Raw genomic sequence first — 16,049 nt, 5'->3', positions numbered from 1 at the left:
CATGCTTAAGAAGTTTCTTGAAGACATCGAGCATCATTTTGAACCTGGTGGCAAACATGAAAAATGGTTTGCACTGTATGAAGCAACGGCAACGTTGTTCTACACGCCTGGTACAGTAACAAAACGTAGCTCGCATGTTCGTGATAGCGTTGATTTAAAACGTATCATGATTATGGTTTGGTTAGCCGTATTCCCAGCAATGTTCTGGGGTATGTATAACGCTGGTGGTCAAGCGATCGCTGCGCTAACACATATGTACTCTGGTGCTGAATTAGTATCAGTAGTTGCAGGTAACTGGCATTACTGGTTAACAGAAATGCTTGGCGGTTCCATCTCTGCGGATGCAGGTTGGGGCAGTAAAATGCTACTGGGTTCGACCTACTTCCTACCAATTTACGCTACTGTCTTTTTAGTGGGCGGATTTTGGGAAGTGTTGTTCTGTATGGTGCGTAAACATGAAGTTAACGAAGGTTTCTTTGTTACCTCTATTTTATTCGCACTGATTGTTCCACCGACACTTCCTCTATGGCAAGCAGCACTAGGTATTACCTTTGGTGTTGTCGTAGCTAAAGAGATCTTTGGTGGTACAGGTCGTAACTTCCTAAACCCTGCACTTGCTGGCCGTGCGTTCCTTTTCTTTGCATACCCTGCACAGATTTCTGGTGACGTAGTATGGACTGCAGCTGATGGTTTCTCTGGCGCAACTGCTCTTAGCCAATGGGCTCAAGGTGGTAGCGGTGAACTAATGAATATCGTGACAGGTGAAGCTATCACTTGGATGGATGCATTCGTTGGTAACATTCCAGGCTCTATTGGTGAAGTGTCTACACTAGCTCTTATGCTTGGTGCTGCAATGATTGTTTACATGGGCATTGCTTCATGGCGCATCATTGTCGGTGTAATGCTAGGTATGATCGCGGTTTCAACACTATTTAACTTAGTAGGTTCAGATACTAACGCAATGTTTAGCATGCCTTGGCACTGGCACCTAGTACTTGGTGGTTTTGCATTCGGTATGTTCTTCATGGCAACCGACCCTGTATCTGCATCATTTACTGATAAAGGTAAGTTAGCTTACGGTATCCTTATCGGCGCAATGTGTGTGATGATTCGTGTTGTTAACCCAGCATACCCAGAAGGTATGATGCTGGCGATTCTATTCGCTAACCTATTTGCTCCTCTGTTCGACCACATTGTGATCGAGAAGAATATCAAACGGAGACTAGCTCGCTATGGCAAGTAATAACGATAGCATTAAAAAGACGCTGTTTGTTGTTATCGCATTGAGCCTAGTGTGCTCAATCATCGTATCAACAGCAGCTGTTAGCCTGCGTGATAAGCAGAAAGCAAATGCAGTGCTAGATAAGCAAAGTAAGATTGTTGAAGTTGCAGGTCTTGATACTGAAGGTAAGAAGATCCCTGATCTTTTCGCTCAGTACATCGAACCTCGTCTGGTTGACTTTTCTACTGGTGAGTTTGTTGACGGCGATGCTGCAACTTACGACCAGCGTAAAGCGGCTAAAGATAAGAACTTATCGATCAAACTGACTGCTGAACAAGATAAAGCGAAAATCATCCGCCGTGCTAACGAAGGTCTTGTATACCTAGTTAAAGATGGCAGTGCTGTATCAAAAGTTATCATTCCGGTTCACGGTAGTGGTCTTTGGTCGATGATGTACGCATTTGTTGCAGTAGAAACCGATGGTAACACTGTTGCGGGTATTACTTACTACGAACAGGGTGAAACTCCTGGACTTGGTGGTGAAGTAGAAAACCCAAGATGGCGTGCTCAATTCGTGGGTAAGAAACTGTTTGATGAGAACCATAAACCAGCGATTAAAGTGGTTAAAGGTGGCGCTCCTCAAGGTTCTGAACACGGCGTTGATGGCCTATCTGGCGCAACCTTAACGGGTAACGGTGTTCAAGGTACTTTTGACTTCTGGTTAGGTGATGAAGGCTTTGGTCCTTTCCTAGCTAAAGTGCGTGATGGAGGTTTGAACTAATGGCTAGTGCAAACGATATTAAAAAGAGCATTTTAGCGCCAGTGTTGGATAACAACCCTATCGCGTTACAAGTTCTTGGTGTGTGTTCTGCTCTTGCGGTAACCACTAAATTAGAAACTGCCTTTGTAATGACGCTTGCTGTAACTTTTGTAACAGCACTGTCTAACTTCTTTGTTTCTTCAATTCGCAACCATATTCCTGGTAGTGTGCGTATTATCGTTCAAATGGCGATCATTGCATCTCTAGTAATCGTGGTAGACCAAGTACTTAAAGCTTACTTATACGATATTTCTAAGCAGCTTTCTGTATTCGTTGGTTTGATCATTACGAACTGTATCGTAATGGGTCGTGCGGAAGCATTTGCAATGAAATCAGCGCCAATTCCTTCTCTTATTGATGGTATTGGTAATGGCTTAGGCTACGGTTTCGTTCTGATTACTGTTGGATTCTTCCGCGAACTATTCGGTTCAGGTAAGTTGTTCGGCATGGAGGTTCTACCTCTAATCAGTGAAGGTGGCTGGTATCAACCAAACGGTATGATGCTACTCGCACCATCGGCGTTCTTCTTAATCGGTTTCATGATCTGGGCTATCCGTATCATTCGACCTGAACAAGTAGAAGCGAAGGAGTAAGGTAAAAATGGAACATTATATTAGTTTACTCGTTAAATCGATCTTCATTGAAAATATGGCGCTCTCTTTCTTCCTAGGTATGTGTACATTCCTAGCGGTTTCAAAGAAAGTGAAAACCTCTTTTGGTCTTGGTATTGCCGTTGTTGTTGTATTGACGATTGCTGTTCCTGTAAACAACTTGGTTTACACATTTGTACTAAAAGAGAATGCGCTGCTTGATGGCGTGGATTTAAGCTTCCTTAACTTCATTACCTTCATTGGTGTAATTGCAGCTCTAGTACAAATCCTTGAGATGGTACTGGATCGCTTTTTCCCACCTTTGTACAACGCACTTGGTATCTTCCTTCCGCTGATCACAGTTAACTGTGCGATCTTTGGTGGTGTATCTTTCATGGTTCAACGTGATTATAACTTCGTTGAGTCTGTGGTATACGGCTTTGGTTCTGGTGTGGGTTGGATGTTAGCTATCGTGGCACTTGCTGGTATTCGTGAGAAGATGAAATATTCAGATGTACCTCCAGGCCTTCGTGGTCTAGGCATCACTTTCATCACAGTAGGTTTGATGGCGTTAGGCTTCATGTCTTTCTCTGGTGTTCAACTGTAAGTCGGGTAAACCGCACAATATTTAAGGAATAGTTGATGGATATTATTCTTGGAGTAGTGATGTTTACTCTGATTGTACTTGTTCTAGTATTAGTAATTTTATTTGCTAAATCTAAGCTTGTACCGTCAGGTGACGTGACTATCTCAGTAAACGGTGACCCAGAGAAAGCATTTAAAACTTCTCCAGGTGACAAACTACTTAACGCAATGGCGGGTAGTGGTATTTTCGTTTCTTCTGCTTGTGGTGGCGGTGGCTCTTGTGGTCAGTGTCGTGTAAAAGTTAAATCTGGCGGTGGCGATATTCTACCAACAGAACTTAGCCACATCAGCAAAGGTGAAGCTCGTGAAGGCGAACGTCTAGCGTGTCAGGTAGCCGTTAAAACTGACATGGAAATCGAACTTCCAGAAGAGATCTTTGGTGTTAAAAAATGGGAATGTACTGTTATCTCTAATGATAACGAAGCAACCTTCATCAAAGAACTTGCTCTTGCGATCCCAGAAGGTGAAGAAGTTCCGTTTAAAGCTGGTGGTTACATCCAGATTGAAGCTGAACCGCATCACATCAAATACGCTGATTTCGATATTCCAGAAGAGTATCGTGGTGACTGGGATAAGTTTAACTTGTTCCGTTATGAGTCAATCGTTACTGAACCTTCGATTCGTGCTTACTCTATGGCGTCATACCCAGAAGAGAAAGGCATTATCAAGCTTAACGTACGTATTGCGACTCCGCCGCCAAACAACCCAGACGTGCCACCAGGCGTGATGTCATCTTACATCTGGTCACTGAAAGAAGGTGATAAGTGTACGATTTCTGGTCCATTTGGTGAGTTTTTCGCAAAAGAAACTGACAATGAGATGGTCTTCATTGGTGGTGGTGCTGGTATGGCTCCAATGCGTTCTCATATCTTCGACCAACTTAAGCGTCTTAACTCTACTCGTAAGATGTCTTACTGGTACGGTGCGCGTTCTAAACGTGAAATGTTCTACATTGAAGATTTTGACGGCCTAGCGGCTGCGAATGAAAACTTCGTATGGCATTGTGCACTTTCAGATCCTCAGCCAGAAGATAACTGGGATGGTTACACAGGCTTTATTCACAACGTACTTTATGAAAACTATTTGAAAGATCATGAAGCACCAGAAGATTGTGAATATTACATGTGTGGTCCACCAATGATGAATGCTGCTGTAATCGGCATGCTGAAAGATCTTGGTGTTGAAGATGAAAACATCTTGCTTGATGACTTTGGTGGTTAATCTACCTAAGTGATTGAATCTATGGCTGACTCTTTGGAGTCAGCCATTTGTTTTTTAGAATTAGATTATTCATTTATAGCTATTCATTGATTCCCTTTTTTGGTGAGTACCTATAAATCAGTTATTTATACTCAAGGAGTTGCTAGTGAAATTCAGTATTATTCACCTAGCTAAAAATATTAAATTTTGGTTTGTGACACTTATCTCGATTACAACTATTGTTGCTTGTACGCAACCTCGTGAACAGGTGCATTTAAGTGGTCCTACGATGGGGACAAGCTACAATGTTAAGTACATAACACTTGAGAACACACCTAAAGCTGAAGCGCTTCAAGTTGAAATTGATCGCTTACTCGAAGAAGTTAATGATCAGATGTCGACGTATCGAAAAGACTCTGAGCTAAGCCGTTTTAACCAGTATCAAGGTTTAGATGCATTCGAAGTATCAAAGCAAACGGCATTGGTTGTGAAAGAAGCGATACGTTTGAACGGTCTTACATTAGGTGCATTAGATGTAACCGTTGGGCCTTTAGTGAATTTATGGGGCTTTGGTCCAGAGGCAAGACCGGAAGTTGTACCTACTGATAAAGAGCTTAAAGCCCGTCAGGCGAATGTTGGTATTGAACACCTGACAGCGACGAGTTCGTCGTTAACTAAGGATATCCCTAACCTGTATGTTGATTTATCAACGATTGCAAAAGGGTGGGGGGTTGATGTTGTTGCTGATTACCTTGAGTCTCAAGGAATTCTTGATTACATGGTTGAAGTCGGTGGTGAAATTCGTCTGAAAGGGAAAAACCGAGAAGATATAGGCTGGCGCATCGCGATTGAAAAACCAAGCGTTGATGAGCGTACCATTCAAGAAATTATTGAACCGGGTGATATGGCGGTTGCGACATCAGGTGATTACAGAATTTATTTTGAGAGAGACGGCATTCGTTACTCCCACATTATTAACCCAGAAACGGGTAAGCCAATTCGTCATAAAGTGGTCTCTGTGACCGTCTTGGATCCTTCGTCTATGACCGCTGATGGTTTGGCGACAGGCTTAATGGTATTGGGTGAAGAGAAAGGCATGGAAGTCGCAAATCAGAAAAACATACCTGTATTTATGGTTGTGAAAACAGAAGACGGATTTGAAGAGATCGCTTCTGAAGCATTCAAACCATTTATGAAGAAATATAAATAAGAGCGAGCGATAAAATGAATACATTTTTGATTACATTCGGAGCGTTTCTAGCTTTTGTTGTGGCGATGTCGGTTGGTTACATCGTACAGAAAAAAGTAGTGAAAGGAAGCTGTGGCGGTCTTGGTGCTGTAGGTATCGATAAGGTATGTAATTGTCCTGAACCTTGTGATGCACGTAAGAAGCGTGAAGCAAGAGAAGCGATGCGAGAAGAGAAACTTGCCGCTCGAAATGAGCAGCTTGCCGCATGGGAAAAAGACCGAATCGCTTAAGCAAACCGCTTAGAACAATATGATATTTCTCAAAACCCAAAACAGTTTGTTTTGGGTTTTATTTTATCTGATGAGTACCACTATCATTCATACACAATCCTATTTCTTCCCTCATTTTTGGCTTGATACAGTCGATCATCGGCTTGAGTTATCTGCTCATCTAAGCTTGCTGGGGTGTTAGATGTGCCGACACTGATGGTAATGGATATTGGTTCGCCATTATGACTGATCTCGGTCTTCTCTATTCGTTTTCTCATTCTTTCCAATTGTTGGATGAATTCGTTAAACGGTGAGCATGATTGAATACAAAACTCTTCACCACCAAAGCGGGCAACCACGTCATCTTTAAAGTAAATACTTAATATATGGCTTAGAGTGACTAAAACGCTGTCACCACCATCATGACCATAGGTGTCGTTTACCTTTTTGAAATGGTCAATATCAATCATCGCAATATTGCGCTTATTACAACCATCACAAACTTGATTAAACAGGTAGCGTCGATTCCATAAGCCAGTAAGAGCGTCTTGGTTCGCCATTTTATACAATTTGTCAGTGGCTTCTTTCATGTCTAGAATCTGATGGACACGACAGAAGAACTCTTCTTGATTAAATGGTTTGTATAAAAAATCGTTCGCTCCCGCCTTAAGAAAACGCGCGGTCATTGCTCTGTCATCACTACCTGACAACCCTAAAATGGCAAGTTGATTTCTATCATAGGTAATACGGATGTCACGAGTCATCTGGATGCCATCTTTTTCTGGCATGTCGTGATCGGTAATAATGAAAGTGATATCTGGATTTTGCTGGAGAAGTGATATTGCCTGTTCGCCATTCTCGGCCTCAATCGTTTGAATATATTGATGCTCTAAAAGCTGTACTACATGGCGTCGGACCGTCGAAGAATCATCAACAACGAGGGCTTTATGGTTTCGGTTATTAATCAGTCGCTGAACTAAAATGAGTAAGTAGGCAATGGAAGCTTGGCTATCTTTATAAATATAGTCGAGCACACCTTTAGACAGTATTTGCTCACGGGCATTTTCTTGAACCATAGCCGTGAGGACAATAACTCTGTGATTAAAGCTTAAAACTAGGTCAATAATTTCACCGTCTTGACCATCTGGTAAGCAGTAATCGAGCACGGTACATAAAAAATCAGACTCTGAATTTAAAATTATTCTCGCTTGTTCGACAGACTCCGCCAGTACCACCTCGCAACCTATTTGAGTGAGTTGCTGATGTAAATAGCTACGAAACGCCCGACTGTCTTCAACGACTAGTATTTTATTACTCAATCAAATGTCCCTATCGATCAGTATTGATTCAAATTGTACAGACTCACGTCTATCATAAAAAATGATATTTTTATAAATCATTGGTGAATTTATGTTTAATTACTACTTTATCATTAATATTGAGGGGGAAACGCCATAATTACCAATTTACCAATGAATAATTATACTGGTATTATATACAGTTCGATAATTGGGGGATGTAGTGATGACCGCAATAGATAAAATTAGGAAAATAATCCACGTTGATATGGATTGTTTTTTTGCTGCTGTGGAGGTTCGAGATAACCCCGAATATAGAAATCGACCTTTAGCGGTTGGAGGGCATGAAAAACAGCGTGGCGTGCTGAGTACCTGCAATTACGAAGCTCGAAAATTTGGAATTCGTTCCGCAATGCCCACGGGCCAAGCATTAAAACTATGTCCGCACCTACTTGTTGTACCTGGAAGAATGCAGGTTTATAAAGAGGTCTCCACGCATATTCGAGAGATTTTTTCCCGTTATACCAATTTAATTGAGCCTTTATCGCTGGATGAAGCATATCTTGATGTGACGGAGTCAACCTTATGCCAAGGTTCTGCGACCTTGATTGCACAAGCGATTCGCAACGATATTTGGCAAGAGCTTAATTTAACTGCTTCTGCTGGTGTCGCTCCAATTAAGTTTCTCGCGAAAGTCGCTTCGGATATGAATAAGCCTAACGGGCAGTTTGTTATTCCTCCAGATCAAGTGCAAGCAGTTGTCGATAAGTTGCCATTGGAAAAAATCCCAGGAGTGGGAAAAGTTAGCTTAGAGAAACTAAATCAGGCAGGCTTCTATACTTGTGAAGATATTAAGAATAGTGATTACCGTGAATTACTGCTTAAGTTTGGGCGTCAAGGTGCTTCTCTTTGGAAGCGTAGCCATGGTATTGATGACAGAGAAATCGTGGTTGAGCGAGAACGAAAATCCGTCGGCGTTGAAAGGACGTTCAGCCAAAATATCTCTAGTTACGAGCAGTGTTGGCAAGTGATTGAAGGGCAGCTTTTTCCGGAATTAGACCGAAGATTAGGCAAGGCAACGGCTGATAAAGCGATCATCAAACAAGGTATTAAGTTGAAGTTTGCTGATTTTCAACAGACTACGATTGAGCATATACATCATCAACTAGAGCTGGATGACTTCAAAGGCTTGCTACGAGATATATTACAGCGTCAAAAAGGACGAGAGATCCGTTTACTTGGCTTAAACGTCATGCTTAAACCTGAAGCCCAAATGAAACAACTCAGCTTTTTTTAACTAGCATTTAAATCGCATTTGGGCATAGATTGCTATGCCAGAGCCAGAGCCAGAGCCAGAGCATAAGACTAAGAAGAACTTGATACTAAGAAGAGCTTTGATGCTTGATCACCAACTGTCTAACCTCATCAAAAGGCATTAGCTCAAGTTTACCGAAACCTTCCATTTTGCCTGCTTTTAATTTTGTGGAAAGTGGCGTAGTGATCCCACACAGAAAACGCGTAATGGCCTCATTGGTCAGCGGGTCGGAGCTTGCGGCTAAAAGGGTGGTTATCCAAGAACCAAGCTGGCTGACATTCGCTTCTCCGAGATACGTGCTTGGCAGTTTTGCTTGATTGCCTCGACAAACAGAGCAATGCCCACATTGGGCTGGTGCATGATGATCCGCAAAGTAGTTCGCCAACTTGTGACTTAAGCATTTTGACTCTTCAAAAAAGTTAACCATCGCTTTAATTCGTTTTATCTCATTATGCTCTTTTTGATGAAAAAGCTGATAAAGGTGTTCAGTTAACTCATCGATTGGTGTTTGAGTGTTGGTGATTTGGAATACATCAGTGATCTGCTTGCTTTCAAGCTCAATCCATCCTTGCTCATTGAAGTAATCAATCGCGGCTATCACACGCTGCCTATCTGCCTGATAATTCATCCATAATGCTTCAAAGTCTAAAGTGCACCATGTTTTGGCCTTTGGTGCGCACTGGAAAATTGCATGCACAAAATGTTGCCGCTCGCCCTGAAAGTGGGAGATGATTTGTTGTTGGGTTTGGATAAACTTGAATTTATACTCTGCAAAGTAGCTGTATTTAGGCTCGATAACCCCCGCGAGTTCTAGGTAGACTAATAGCGTTTTGAGTGGTAATTGGCGAATGTTGGAATCTCGAGATAATCGATTGAGCATGATTTCCCAAGGTTTTTGCTGTGCGTAGATCTGCTCCACCACATACCGAATCGACGCTTTATCTGGAGTGTCTCCATAGACAAAATTCTCAAGCACATTCAGGCCATTTGCGTTCGCCAACAAGGTACAAACCGAATCTTGTCCATCTCGGCCAGCTCGTCCAATTTCCTGAGAGTAGTTCTCAATTGATTTAGGTAAATCAAAATGAATGACGCGGCGAATATTGGCTTTATCTACTCCCATCCCAAACGCTATGGTTGCCACAATACAGTTTATTTTACCTTGCATGAATTGCTGCTGAATGAATTCTCGCTGTTCAGTTTTAAGACCAGCATGGTACGCGTGAGCCGAGATGCCTGCATGTTGTAAGGTTTTGGCGACCTGCTCTGCTGAGTGCTGCAACGTGACATATACGATGGTCGGTTCATCTGGTGTAGGAGCGATGATATCAATCAAACTGTCGGTTTTATGCTCTTCAACACACGGTGAAATAGCCAGGTCGAGGTTAGATCGATAAAAACCCGTGATCGTAATGTGCTCTTTTTGAATGGCAAACTTACTCTGCATATCTTCAATAACATTAGGCGTCGCCGTCGCTGTTAAAAGCAAAACTTGCGGGATTTTTAATGCCTGTTGATATTGTGGAAGCTTTAAATAATCGGGTCTGAAGTTGTGGCCCCACTCAGAGATACAGTGTGCTTCATCCACCACTAGCAGAGACATTGGTATTTGAGAGATAAAATGTCTGAATCGTTCGTTTTTCAATCTTTCGACTGAAATCATTAAGATCTTAATTTCGCCATTGCGTACCGCTTGCATCACTTGCTGAGTCTGTTCTCTCTCTTGACTCGAATCAATAGAAGCCGCAGCAATGCCTTTAGAGTGCAGAAATTGTAATTGATCTTTCATTAGGGCCAACAGAGGAGAGATCACCAAAGTTAAGTGCGGGAGCTCGATTGCTGGAAGTTGATAGCAAAGAGACTTCCCTGATCCAGTAGGAAAGATAGCTGCGGCAGAGTGTCCTTCAAGAACATGATGAATAACATCCGATTGTCCCTTTCTTAGGCTATCAAATCCAAAATACTGTTTTAGCGTCTGTTCAACCATCAATCGGTCTCCTTTTTTGCTGGCGCTCTATGGTACTTAATTCTATCCTTGAACGTCTAATGAAAAGAGTTGTAAATAGAATGAATAAATACGATCTACAGCAAATCATTTTGCAACGTTTAGAAATGAACCATCAAGTTGCCGTTGATGCGACTCAACGTGCGATTGATGCTGCGACAGATGAAGAGACAGTACCTGAGCATAAATACGACACTTTAGCATTGGAGGCGTCTTATTTGGCTCATGGGCAAGCTTTACGAGTACAAGAGTGTGAAGATGATATTCGGACTTTTCGGGAGCTTGTATTACGAGAGTTTGATGACAAGAGTGCGATTGGTATGAGTGCTTTAGTTCAGCTAATTGATGAAGACGATCAGACCCGCTGGTTTTTTATTGGGCCAACGTCTGGAGGGTTGATAGTTGAGTGCCAAGGCAATCGGGTGGCGGTATTGACGCCTCATGCCCCATTAGGTGCGTTGCTAAATAAGAAGCAAGTTGGGGATGAAATAGAGCTGACGATAGGCTCAAAAAGTGTCAGTTACGAAATCGCACAGGTTTCTTGACCCAATTTTTACTTACTATTTGTTAATGTCTGATACCGTTAATGAATAGGTTTAATGTTTATGAGGTGCGTATGAAATCAGTAATTGGCGTAATGGCCTTAACTCTCAGTTCAAGTGTTTATGCGGTGCAGTGTAATGTTGATATTGAGAATGAGGTGCACCTCAATGGCTCAGATTTAGAGATATATAAAGATGGTACTCCGAAAGTTCTGATCAATGATGATAATCACCTTTATATCCACGGAGAAAAAATTCAGCTTGATGATAAGCAACAGCAAGCGATTGAAGAGTACCGTGAGAAAATGAATGCTTATCTACCTCGTGCAAAAGATATTGCCAATGATGGACTGAACCTAGCGAATGACATTATTGATGATGTTTCAGTGAGCTTTGATAACTCGGAGTCGTTCAATAAAGTTAAGACGGCTTTAGAGGCATTTTTTGCTGACGTAGAAGCTCGCTATTACCAAGGTGATGAGTTCGTTTTACAGAAAGATGCGTTTGACTCCTTTATTCAAAATTGGCAAAAAGATTTTGATAAAGCTCAAGAGGTATTTAATAGCGAATTCTTTACCAGTGCCTTTGATGCGATGTCTGAGAAAATGAAACAAGATGGTGGTATTAATTTTACTGAACTTGCCAATAAGATGGCCGAATTAAAAGAGAAATTAGCGGCTAAAGTGACAGAGCAGTCGAAAGTTATAGAGAAAGAAGCGCAGATTTATTGTGAGTCTCTTGATGAAGTAGCAGAACAAGAGCAAGAGTTGCATGAGAAGATTCCTGAATTGAAGAACTATCAAGTGTTTACTATTTAACATCAGCTTCTTTATTAATAAAAAGCACCCTATGGTGCTTTTTTTGTATGAGCTAATTGCCTGCCTTGTAAGTCTATTTTAGCTTTCATACTCTTTAAGTACTCCCAACTGTAAAAATACTTTTACATACCGATATAATATTAAATCCCAAACTTGTTTAAATTATGAACGTTCCTATTTGAGCAAAGTGTCTATTTGCAATAATGTACTAGCACGCTAGTTTGTAAGTACTTTTAGGTAGAAAGCATGATAGAAAACAGATCCTCATCACAACCCCGTGAGCACTTTGGCTCTCGCCTTGGATTTATTCTGGCCGCCGCTGGTGCTGCTGTTGGTTTAGGTAATATTTGGGGATTTCCTACTCAAGCGGCAAGTAATGGTGGCGGTGCATTTTTGCTTGTCTATTTAGTCATGATCTTAGTTGTTGCCCTCCCTATGCTAATCGTTGAAATGGCAATTGGTCGTCACGGTCAAGCTAATCCTGTTGATAGTATGCGCTCACTAACTTCTAACCCGATGGGTAAGAATGTAGGTGGGCTAATCGGTTGGATAGGCTTAAGTGTTCCTAGTGCAGTTTTAGCTTTTTACAGTATTGTCGGTGGTTGGTTGATTTGCTTCTTGTTGGGAGCGTTAACTGAATTGGCTGGGCTTGATGCTGCAACGGCATGGTTTAAAGGTTTTAGTGTTGAGCGAAACCTGTTCGGTACGATTGTCTTTTATGTTCTTACTATCTTGATCGTACAGGGTGGCGTTAAACAAGGGATCGAAAAGTGGTCGACACGATTAATGCCCGCTCTGTTTATCTTGTTTGGCGTCCTATTTATTTACATCATGATGCAAGATGGAGCGATGCAGGGTTTAGAGCATTACCTGATTCCCGATTTCGATAAGATTTGGGACAAGAAGCTCATATTGGCAGCCATGGGACAAGGATTCTTCTCGCTGACGATCGGTGGCTGTTCGATGCTGATTTATGGTTCTTACCTGAGTAAGAAAGAGAACCTACCAAAAATGGCGATGAACGTGACTCTAGTCGATACTGCTGTCGCTTTCATTGCGGGTCTGGTTGTTATGCCTGCAATGTTTGTGGCAATGCAAAAAGGCGTTCAAATCTACGCTGAAGATGGCTCTTTGCTTAGTTCAGATACACTAGTCTTCACTGTTTTACCTCTTATGTTTGATAGTTTAGGCATTTTAGGTCAACTGTTCGCGGTTGTCTTTTTCCTTCTGCTGACTATTGCGGCATTAACATCATCTATCTCAATGCTAGAGTGCCCAGTAGCGCTAGTGAGTGAACGTTTCAACACTCGCCGTACACCGACGAGCTGGATCCTTGGCGGGTTGATTGCTCTGTTTAGTGTGGTCATCGTTTATAATTTTGGTGCGCTATTTGGTTTAGTCGCAACTGTGGCGACGCAATACTTACAACCCAGTGCCGCATTACTCTTCTGCCTCTTTGGTGGTTGGGTATGGAGCCGACAATCTAAGATTAAAGAGCTAGAGCAAGGTTGCCCTGATTTTCAGCTAGGCTTATTCGGTAAAATTTGGCCAATGTATGTGAAGTTTGTGTGCCCCATTTTAGTTGCAACCGTTATTTGGGCCTCTTTTTAAGCGACTTTTAGCGATATAAAACAGAGCCAGTGGATGATGTATTCTTTACTGGCTTCTGTTTATACATCTCTTCATCGGCATAGTTGACTAAGTCTTGGCTATTGTTTGCGTGATCAGGGTAGATCGCATAACCCATACTTGCTTCGATAGTACAGCTTCCGGTTTTATACGCTATTGGCTGGGAAATGCTCTCTTTGAGCGCATCAATGAGGTTAATGACGGGGTCAGTATCTTCGATGTCATTGAGTATCACAATAAATTCATCGCCACCTAATCGCGCCACAATATCGGACTTTCGTAAGTTCCTTTGAATCCGAGAAGCCACCGATTGTAATACGATATCCCCGACATAATGGCCGAGTTGATCGTTAACTTGTTTAAATTTATCTAAATCAATGAATATCACAGCGATCTTTTGATGATGCCTCTGAGCTAAAGCAATGGACTGTTTTAGGTAGTCTTCCATTAAATAGCGATTTGGAAGACCTGTGAGCTTATCGTGCCCAGCATGGTACTCCGCTTTAGCGATAGCATTGTAAGCGTCGCCTAATTTATTGCCCATTTCAACGACATGGTTTGCTAGGTTATCAAGCTCAGCAAACTTCATCCTTGGTTTCTGCTGCTGATAATTTCCTTGGCCAATACTCTGAACGAGTTTAAGAATGCTGTTTAGTTCAGATACGGACGATTCGCCGATACGAGCGGAGCGGTAAGTGATATAGAAGAAGAAAATAAGATAGAAGAAAAATAGCCCCGCCACCATTAGCCAACCAATGTTTGCCAAATTTTGTTTGATGTCGAAATAGCGACGTTCAATCTGTTTGGATGGCGCAAGAAACACTAACTTCCAATCCGTTCCTGGTACTTGAGCCCAACTCATTATCATTGGGTTGTTTAAAGTGATTAAGGTGGATCCTTGAGGAGTCGAAAGTAATGTAGAGATATACTCTTGGGTTTTTGGGTGTGTTTTTAAATTAAAGCGACTGGGTTTGAATTGGTCCTGATCGATGTGCTGAGTATATTGGTGAGAAGTGAGTTCTTTCAGTGCAAAATCTTTTTCAGCTCTTTCTGGCATTGCGATTATCGATCCATTTTGATCAATAATCATTGCGTAGCCTAACCAACCAATTTGGATATTTAGCATTTCTTTTATTATCGACTTCAAGGTGATATCGACCCCGACAACCGCTTCTAATTTGTCTGGTTCTGCTGTGGAGTAAACAGGGGCTATGGAGGAAATCATCCACCCAGAGCCTGCGGGATCTAAGTAAGCATCTGTCCAAACCGCTTCTCTTTTGGGGTTATGTTTTAAATCTGCCAGGTAGTAAAAGTTAAAATCAATCAAGTCGATTTCGCTTGAGAATGTCGTCAAGGTGTTTATATATGGATAAAGCCGATTGTATGAGTCATAAGTATTGATATACACCTGCTGGATTAGGTCGTTCGAGCCATGAATGGACTTCATTAGTGGGTCGAGGGTGGCGGTTACAGCGACTTTGTCTTTCTGCTCTTTATCTATGGTATTAATCGCGCTGTAGTAAACGGAAGAACCGCCATTATTGTGCGTCGTGTGGTACACACCATCAGGTGATAACGCTAAATTGTCGGCGTATATCTTTGTTGCATCATCACTATTGAGAACCCAACTTGTTTGAGAGGCAAAGATTTTTGTGGCAGCTTGAATGGACGTTAACTGGTGGTCGATTCTTTTCGCCGCTTTTAACGTATGGATTTGAATACTATCGTAAGCGGCATCGACTGCGAGCTGAATAGATTGATCATTACTAATGGTCACGCTAAGCCAGTAAATACAGAGAAAGGTCACTTCAACAAATAGAAAGGGGATTATCGCCGCACGTATGAAGGAACGCCGGACTGTTTTTGGTATTGTTGTGAACTTTTCTTTTCCAGACATATATGCCTTTAGCTTCGTAATTAGAACTTACATATAAGCGTAGACATATATCCTGTTATTTATATAGATATAGTTAAAAGTTTATGATTATTTTAATGATTTTAATCAAATTATTAACTTTTAGATTATCTGAACTGCCCCGTTTCACTCATAAATTCAAACCCGGCAGAAGCCAGTTTTGATACTAAAGTTAATTTATCAATTTCGAAGTATGCAGTGAGTTTATTTAAGTCTCCAGAGAAGTCATCACGAAGCTTCATGTTGATAATGCTCATGAGCATAATTGGGTCCATTTTTTCAAAATTAGACAGGTTCATATTAATCCTCGAAATCAGAAATTAATAGATTGGCAGCCGCAAAAGCTGCTCGCTCACGAGTTCCTTTCGGCAGTGATTCATCTGCTGCAATGTCGTTTAGTGTTTTCAATACGCAAGTGATTGCTTGCGGAATGTAACCCTGATCGCCACTGCCAATTTGTGCGTATAGTTCTCTTACTAGATCACAACAATCGTATATTTTCATGGTTTAACCTTCACTAAATGATAACTGGTCTCAATATACACAGTGAGCACTCGAAAAACAAAATCAGATTGTTGTGAGAGTTGTTCTA

General features: G+C 41.6%; 16 protein-coding genes. 11 read left to right on the top strand and 5 right to left on the bottom strand.

Translation table 11 applies throughout. The features are described 5' to 3' along the window. The first annotated feature begins 1 nt into the window (after nucleotide 1). From L4C39_RS06375 to nqrM, 7 genes are all read left to right on the top strand, one after another. Nucleotides 2-1,243 carry an NADH:ubiquinone reductase (Na(+)-transporting) subunit B gene (locus L4C39_RS06375; RefSeq protein WP_017054014.1) on the top strand — a complete coding sequence of 414 codons (1,242 nt, stop codon included), beginning with the start codon at nucleotides 2-4 and terminating at the stop codon, nucleotides 1,241-1,243. Next, nucleotides 1,233-2,003 (top strand): Na(+)-translocating NADH-quinone reductase subunit C, encoded by a 771-nt coding sequence (locus L4C39_RS06370; RefSeq protein WP_017054013.1) that lies wholly within the window; start codon nucleotides 1,233-1,235, stop codon nucleotides 2,001-2,003. The genes L4C39_RS06375 and L4C39_RS06370 overlap by 11 nt, the downstream gene beginning before the upstream one ends. After that, on the top strand, nucleotides 2,003-2,635 hold the full coding sequence (locus L4C39_RS06365) for an NADH:ubiquinone reductase (Na(+)-transporting) subunit D (protein WP_017054012.1): 633 nt from the start codon (nucleotides 2,003-2,005) through the stop codon (nucleotides 2,633-2,635). The genes L4C39_RS06370 and L4C39_RS06365 overlap by 1 nt, the downstream gene beginning before the upstream one ends. A gap of 7 nt (nucleotides 2,636-2,642) precedes the next feature. Further along, the gene (gene nqrE, locus L4C39_RS06360; protein ID WP_017054011.1) at nucleotides 2,643-3,239 is read left to right on the top strand and encodes an NADH:ubiquinone reductase (Na(+)-transporting) subunit E; all 597 of its coding nucleotides are present in this window, start codon (nucleotides 2,643-2,645) and stop codon (nucleotides 3,237-3,239) included. 35 nt (nucleotides 3,240-3,274) lie between these two features. Beyond that, nucleotides 3,275-4,498 carry an NADH:ubiquinone reductase (Na(+)-transporting) subunit F gene (gene nqrF, locus L4C39_RS06355; protein ID WP_017054010.1) on the top strand — a complete coding sequence of 408 codons (1,224 nt, stop codon included), beginning with the start codon at nucleotides 3,275-3,277 and terminating at the stop codon, nucleotides 4,496-4,498. Between the two features lie 178 nt (nucleotides 4,499-4,676). Then, on the top strand, nucleotides 4,677-5,687 hold the full coding sequence (locus L4C39_RS06350; RefSeq protein ID WP_429745251.1) for an FAD:protein FMN transferase: 1,011 nt from the start codon (nucleotides 4,677-4,679) through the stop codon (nucleotides 5,685-5,687). 14 nt (nucleotides 5,688-5,701) lie between these two features. Continuing rightward, nucleotides 5,702-5,956, top strand: a complete 255-nt coding sequence (gene nqrM / locus L4C39_RS06345; RefSeq protein WP_017054008.1) for a (Na+)-NQR maturation NqrM — start codon at nucleotides 5,702-5,704, stop codon at nucleotides 5,954-5,956. Between the two features lie 83 nt (nucleotides 5,957-6,039). Here nqrM and L4C39_RS06340 read toward each other — a convergent pair whose 3' ends face one another. Continuing rightward, on the bottom strand, nucleotides 6,040-7,254 hold the full coding sequence (locus L4C39_RS06340) for a diguanylate cyclase (RefSeq protein ID WP_429745039.1): 1,215 nt from the start codon (nucleotides 7,252-7,254) through the stop codon (nucleotides 6,040-6,042). 205 nt (nucleotides 7,255-7,459) lie between these two features. On the opposite strand from L4C39_RS06340, the gene dinB reads away from it, so the two are divergent. Next, on the top strand, nucleotides 7,460-8,530 hold the full coding sequence (dinB, locus tag L4C39_RS06335) for a DNA polymerase IV (RefSeq protein ID WP_261888947.1): 1,071 nt from the start codon (nucleotides 7,460-7,462) through the stop codon (nucleotides 8,528-8,530). Nucleotides 8,531-8,615: 85 nt separating this feature from the next. On the opposite strand, the gene L4C39_RS06330 is transcribed toward dinB, so the two are convergent. Beyond that, entirely contained in the window at nucleotides 8,616-10,535 is a 1,920-nt protein-coding gene (locus L4C39_RS06330; protein WP_429745036.1) for a RecQ family ATP-dependent DNA helicase, read from the bottom strand. A gap of 80 nt (nucleotides 10,536-10,615) precedes the next feature. Here L4C39_RS06330 and L4C39_RS06325 point away from each other — a divergent pair, with 80 nt between their 5' ends. The 3 genes from L4C39_RS06325 to L4C39_RS06315 all read left to right on the top strand — a co-directional run bounded on the left by L4C39_RS06325 (nucleotide 10,616) and on the right by L4C39_RS06315 (nucleotide 13,524). Beyond that, complete coding sequence (locus L4C39_RS06325; RefSeq protein ID WP_113799060.1) at nucleotides 10,616-11,098, top strand: transcription elongation factor; 483 nt, start codon at nucleotides 10,616-10,618, stop codon at nucleotides 11,096-11,098. Between the two features lie 71 nt (nucleotides 11,099-11,169). Further along, the gene (locus L4C39_RS06320) at nucleotides 11,170-11,913 is read left to right on the top strand and encodes a YggN family protein (RefSeq protein WP_113799058.1); all 744 of its coding nucleotides are present in this window, start codon (nucleotides 11,170-11,172) and stop codon (nucleotides 11,911-11,913) included. 246 nt (nucleotides 11,914-12,159) lie between these two features. Continuing rightward, complete coding sequence (locus L4C39_RS06315; protein WP_371712643.1) at nucleotides 12,160-13,524, top strand: sodium-dependent transporter; 1,365 nt, start codon at nucleotides 12,160-12,162, stop codon at nucleotides 13,522-13,524. A gap of 7 nt (nucleotides 13,525-13,531) precedes the next feature. Here the strand turns inward: L4C39_RS06315 and L4C39_RS06310 are convergent, their stop codons facing one another. The 3 genes from L4C39_RS06310 to L4C39_RS06300 all read right to left on the bottom strand — a co-directional run bounded on the left by L4C39_RS06310 (nucleotide 13,532) and on the right by L4C39_RS06300 (nucleotide 15,961). Beyond that, nucleotides 13,532-15,319, bottom strand: coding sequence for a cache domain-containing protein (locus tag L4C39_RS06310; protein WP_429745033.1), 1,788 nt, complete (start codon nucleotides 15,317-15,319; stop codon nucleotides 13,532-13,534). 245 nt (nucleotides 15,320-15,564) lie between these two features. Continuing rightward, entirely contained in the window at nucleotides 15,565-15,756 is a 192-nt protein-coding gene (locus tag L4C39_RS06305; protein ID WP_113799055.1) for a DUF4250 domain-containing protein, read from the bottom strand. Nucleotide 15,757: 1 nt separating this feature from the next. Beyond that, nucleotides 15,758-15,961, bottom strand: a complete 204-nt coding sequence (locus L4C39_RS06300) for a YaeP family protein (protein WP_017053999.1) — start codon at nucleotides 15,959-15,961, stop codon at nucleotides 15,758-15,760. Nucleotides 15,962-16,049: the final 88 nt, after the last annotated feature.

The sequence above is a fragment of the Vibrio clamense genome (genome assembly GCF_050337905.1).
GTDB lineage: Bacteria > Pseudomonadota > Gammaproteobacteria > Enterobacterales > Vibrionaceae > Vibrio > Vibrio cortegadensis.
Note: the sequence above shows the minus strand (reverse complement) of the source record. Positions and strands in the feature narration are given on the sequence as shown.

Excerpts from the sequence above, each read along its gene's own strand:
- L4C39_RS06305 (WP_113799055.1), bottom strand. The coding sequence starts at position 15,756 with ATGAACCTGTCTAATTTTGAAAAAATGGACCCAATTATGCTCATGAGC.
- L4C39_RS06370 (WP_017054013.1), top strand. The coding sequence starts at position 1,233 with ATGGCAAGTAATAACGATAGCATTAAAAAGACGCTGTTTGTTGTTATC.
- nqrE (WP_017054011.1), top strand. The coding sequence starts at position 2,643 with ATGGAACATTATATTAGTTTACTCGTTAAATCGATCTTCATTGAAAAT.
- L4C39_RS06330 (WP_429745036.1), bottom strand. The coding sequence starts at position 10,535 with ATGGTTGAACAGACGCTAAAACAGTATTTTGGATTTGATAGCCTAAGA.
- L4C39_RS06325 (WP_113799060.1), top strand. The coding sequence starts at position 10,616 with ATGAATAAATACGATCTACAGCAAATCATTTTGCAACGTTTAGAAATG.
- nqrM (WP_017054008.1), top strand. The coding sequence starts at position 5,702 with ATGAATACATTTTTGATTACATTCGGAGCGTTTCTAGCTTTTGTTGTG.
- L4C39_RS06320 (WP_113799058.1), top strand. The coding sequence starts at position 11,170 with ATGAAATCAGTAATTGGCGTAATGGCCTTAACTCTCAGTTCAAGTGTT.
- L4C39_RS06365 (WP_017054012.1), top strand. The coding sequence starts at position 2,003 with ATGGCTAGTGCAAACGATATTAAAAAGAGCATTTTAGCGCCAGTGTTG.
- L4C39_RS06315 (WP_371712643.1), top strand. The coding sequence starts at position 12,160 with ATGATAGAAAACAGATCCTCATCACAACCCCGTGAGCACTTTGGCTCT.
- dinB (WP_261888947.1), top strand. The coding sequence starts at position 7,460 with ATGACCGCAATAGATAAAATTAGGAAAATAATCCACGTTGATATGGAT.
- nqrF (WP_017054010.1), top strand. The coding sequence starts at position 3,275 with ATGGATATTATTCTTGGAGTAGTGATGTTTACTCTGATTGTACTTGTT.
- L4C39_RS06375 (WP_017054014.1), top strand. The coding sequence starts at position 2 with ATGCTTAAGAAGTTTCTTGAAGACATCGAGCATCATTTTGAACCTGGT.
- L4C39_RS06300 (WP_017053999.1), bottom strand. The coding sequence starts at position 15,961 with ATGAAAATATACGATTGTTGTGATCTAGTAAGAGAACTATACGCACAA.